The organism is Cereibacter sediminicola (assembly GCF_007668225.1).
GTDB lineage: Bacteria > Pseudomonadota > Alphaproteobacteria > Rhodobacterales > Rhodobacteraceae > Cereibacter_A > Cereibacter_A azotoformans.
This window is the reverse complement of the sequence record NZ_VDEK01000077.1, coordinates 1-2920: the sequence shown is the minus strand read 5'-3', so window position 1 is coordinate 2920 and position 2920 is coordinate 1. Positions and strand designations below refer to the sequence as shown.

The following is a 2920-nucleotide window of genomic DNA, read 5'->3' as shown; positions in this document are numbered from 1 at the left end:
ATTGGACGCCGATCACCCCGCCTGGGGGGTCAAAATTGCACGCCGAAACACAGTTGGTTTCCGGACCTCAAGCGGGATCCCTTGTCCTTCGCGCAATATGTTCTCCATCGGATGCGGGTACCGTCCGCCGTTGCGCAGGAGTGGGTCCGGGATCGGCCGATGGAGCGGCTTTTCTATCTGGCGCTCTACGAGCCAGAGCGGCAGGCGCTATCGGTTCTTGCGGCTACGGGATTGTTGAAGAAGGTTGATGCGGATCTTGCGGCAGGACTGGAGCGCGGTTTTCGCGATGAGGTTCTGGTCGTTCTTGGCAAGATCGTCAGCCGGTATCACGAGGAGTGGGGGCACCCCTGATCGGGTCACCCGAGGCCGCGTGGCCTGGCGCTCCACCGGATCCATCGGTCAGGCGGTGCAATCAGGCGGGTGCCGTGTGAGGGCGAACCAGGCCCAGGCGAGGGCGCGGCTGAAATCTGCCGTCCATGTGAGGGCATGAGCATGGTTCATGGCGGCGGGTTCGAGACGGTCGGCGATCCAGGGTGTGCGGGGAGGCTGGCTGGAGTCGACCTGCAACGGCAGGGGGGTATCGTGAAGCCGGTTCCAGAGGGCAGGAGCCTCACGGGCGCGCAGTGCGATGCCTGAGGTGAGAATGGGCGCGCGCTCCTGCCATGGCCCGGCCCAAAGGGTGGCAAGAAGGTTCTGGCCTTCGGCGCTGGCGGTCAGGAGCCAGCGACGGCCCTCGAAGGGCAGGGCGGGCTGCCCCCCGAGAAGAGCGGCCACCAGCGGCTCGGTGCAGAGAGCCACGGTGTGATCGGGTACCATGTCGCGATGATGCCGGCTCATCTGGCCGGTAAGCAGTGAAACCTGGCGCATGAGGAGTTTCATCCGGACTCTTGGCTTCTTTGGATTTCGGGGCGGAGGGACAGGTGCGACCGGGTTAAGAGGCGCCGGTGAAGCCGGCGTGACATGGAACGCTCCACTTGTCGGCCCCTGACTGTCCAGTCAGCGCCTGCGGGGCCAATGGGGTTCCCGAAGCTTACCTTCCAATGTGCCGGACCCATGTTGTGCGCACCCATGTTGCTCTTGCACAAGGAGATCAGGGATGTGCCGACTATCCGGATGGATCTGCGTGTCCTGCCGTAAGGTCAAGGGATCGGGAATCCTCCGGAAATGTCCGGCCAATGGTGGGATGCCGGGCTGAACATTGATTGGTCTGGTCGATAATGATGCCTGCACCCGATCAGGATTGCCACTTCAGCAAGCCGGGGCGTTCAATCACGCTCGGGGTCATGTGTCGTCCAATAGCCGGCCGGAGCGGGCAGAGGCTCGTTGCCGAGCAGGGCCAGCTTCTGGGGATCGCGCCAAGTCGAGTCAAGGAGTTCCGCGATTTCAATAGGATCTTCCCGGAGCAGCCATGTGGAGAATTCCTCGGCAGTAAGCTCGCTGAAAAGGATCTCATGCCGACTGGTGGGGGAGTGCCAGGCGGCGAGGGCAAGAAAGGCTGCGGCGCGCCGCAGATCGCTCGCGCCGAACAGCGGGACCACAAGGCGGATGCCGGATTGCTCCTCGAGTTGGGAGGCAGTCTCAAGGGCCCAGCCACAGAAGGGCCGGAAGCCATGCGGTCGGGTCTCGTGCCGGGCGTCGGAGGACGGATCGTGTGCCATGAAGGGTCACTGGGCAGGGGTTGCCGCCGCTGGATGCGGGGGACGCACGTAGCTTGTCGCACGCGGCCGGGCAATAGGAAACACCATTGGGCCGGGCAATGCGAAGGCATGAAGAAGAAGGGAAAGGCTGAAGTCATGGCGGGGGGCCGTGGGCCGGGCGATGCCGAAGCGGCTGCTGCGGGCTCAAGCCCCTGGATCGGCGTTTCTTCAGGCGGACCCACCCGAGCGGCTTGCCCCGCTGCGGAATGCTTCTGTGCCGACTAAGACCTTTGGTTGTTGGCTTGATCGCAAGCAGTTATCCAAAAGATAAGCAACTGCGATCCTTAAGATAATTTCTCCTTTGCGGGCATCTCTGGAATCTTTTGGGCGTGAGCTTCTGCCTTTGTATACGACCCTAGATCATCATCATCCTCGATCCGGGCTGGTCGAGCCGAACCGGAGGTACTTCATCATCCCGCCTCGGGGGATCTTGTCGGAAGCCGATCCCGAGGCGGCTCCCGGATCTTCCGGGAGCTATTCGAAGAGGACCTGACCCCCTCTGCGGATCCGGCAGGCCCCTCACAATCTTTTTTTGATCCTTTTCATGGAGAACATCATGACGCCGCGCCACGAGTTCGCCTGCCACTCTGACAACGGTCTGCGCCCCGACGTACCCGGAGGCTGGGTACTGCCTGTCCTGGTTCGTCTTGAAGCCACTTCCGGCCGGTGTCTCATCAGCCCGCTGGCCTTGGCGGGGGCGGAGCGGCGCTCGACCGTCTTTGCCGCCTTGGCGGCTCTCGAGAGCGATCACGGAATGCCGCCTGCCTTCGCAGATCTGCCGCTCGAGTGGTTTGTCGAGTGGCTGCTATCGGCCGAGCCTGCCGCTATCGTCACTGCTTTTTATGACGATGTGCCGGGACTTGCTTCGGCCATTGCGCGTATCGGGCGTGATCCGCTCCGGGCGCCGGCTGATTATCCCCTCCTGGTGGCCCTCCTGTCGGACGAGGATCCGCGGGGGCGCCGGCAGGCGCAGTGTCTTCTGCAGGCCGATTCCGTCAGCTCGACCCTGTTGCGTATCCTTGACCGGCTCCGGACTGCCTACCTGAGGCCGGGCGTGGTCCGCGCGATCCGGACGCCGGAGGTGGCGGACCGGGTTGAGCAGATCACGGATTTCCTGCTGCAGTCCTGCCGTCGGCTGACAGAGGATGATCTCGCGCGGTCTCTGGAGTGCGCATTCCGAGGCATCCGGTCGGCGGTTCCGACAACATCCGGTCAGTCATTCC

The 2920-nt window shown here is 63.4% G+C and carries 2 protein-coding genes and 2 pseudogenes; 2 read left to right on the top strand and 2 right to left on the bottom strand.

Annotated features, from left to right (window positions below; translation table 11 throughout):
- Positions 1-351 (top strand): annotated as a pseudogene (locus FG154_RS21280) (hypothetical protein); the annotation flags it as partial.
- A 48-nt stretch (positions 352-399) separates the two neighbouring features.
- Here the strand turns inward: FG154_RS21280 and FG154_RS20160 are convergent.
- Positions 400-879 carry a hypothetical protein gene (locus FG154_RS20160; protein WP_244908364.1) on the bottom strand — a complete coding sequence of 160 codons (480 nt, stop codon included), beginning with the start codon at positions 877-879 and terminating at the stop codon, positions 400-402.
- Positions 880-1265: 386 nt separating this feature from the next.
- Entirely contained in the window at positions 1266-1658 is a 393-nt protein-coding gene (locus tag FG154_RS20155; protein ID WP_145111859.1) for a hypothetical protein, read from the bottom strand.
- Positions 1659-2241: 583 nt separating this feature from the next.
- Here FG154_RS20155 and FG154_RS20150 point away from each other — a divergent pair.
- A pseudogene (locus FG154_RS20150) lies at positions 2242-2920 on the top strand (hypothetical protein); the annotation flags it as partial.

What these genes read in the sequence shown, in the direction of transcription:
- FG154_RS20160 (WP_244908364.1), bottom strand. Translation starts at nt 879, where the DNA reads ATGAAACTCCTCATGCGCCAGGTTTCACTGCTTACCGGCCAGATGAGC.
- FG154_RS20155 (WP_145111859.1), bottom strand. Translation starts at nt 1,658, where the DNA reads ATGGCACACGATCCGTCCTCCGACGCCCGGCACGAGACCCGACCGCAT.